Genomic DNA, 565 nt, shown 5'->3' on the forward strand with positions numbered 1-565 from the left:
GGCCGAAGCGGCACAGCGCCAGCAGCAGCGGCGCCAGGGTGCCGATCGCGGCGTAGGTCGGCAGCATGCCGATCACGATGGTCGAGATGCCCATGGTGAGCAGGGCCGCGACCAGGGTCGCTTTTCTACCGATGCGGTCGCCGAAGTGGCCGAACACGGCCGAACCGATCGGCCGCGCGAAAAACGCGATCGCGAAGGTCGCGAAGGATTGCAGCATCGCCGCGGAGGCGTCCCCGGCCGGGAAGAACAGCTTCGGGAACACCAGCACCGCGGCGGTGGCGTAGATGTAGAAGTCGAACAATTCGATCGTGGTGCCGATCAGGCTTGCGAACAGGACCGTGCGCGCGCGGTTCTTCGGCGCGCTCATGGATTGGCCGCCTTGGCCAATGCGTCCTTGACTTCGGCGGCATCGGCCGGGCGGGTCACGCGCGCCACCTCGACGCCGTCCTTCAGCACCACCACCGTCGGCCACAGCTTGATCCGGAACGAGCGCCCGAGCGGGCGGCCGGGGCCATCCTCGACCTTGACGTGGCGCGCCTGCGGGTAGTCGCGCAGCCCGGCCACG

At 69.0% G+C, this 565-nt stretch carries 2 protein-coding genes; both read right to left on the bottom strand.

Annotation, left to right across the window (positions count from 1 at the left end):
* On the bottom strand, positions 1-367 hold a 367-nt coding region (locus KVT32_RS28460), incomplete at its 3' end, for an MFS transporter (protein WP_217619246.1).
* Positions 364-565, bottom strand: a 202-nt coding sequence (locus KVT32_RS28465; protein WP_217619247.1) for a thioredoxin family protein, incomplete at its 5' end; no start/stop codon positions are given. The genes KVT32_RS28465 and KVT32_RS28460, both read right to left, overlap by 4 nt.

The organism is Achromobacter sp. GbtcB20, assembly GCF_019091095.1.
Taxonomy (GTDB): Bacteria; Pseudomonadota; Gammaproteobacteria; order Burkholderiales; family Burkholderiaceae_B; genus Achromobacter; species Achromobacter mucicolens.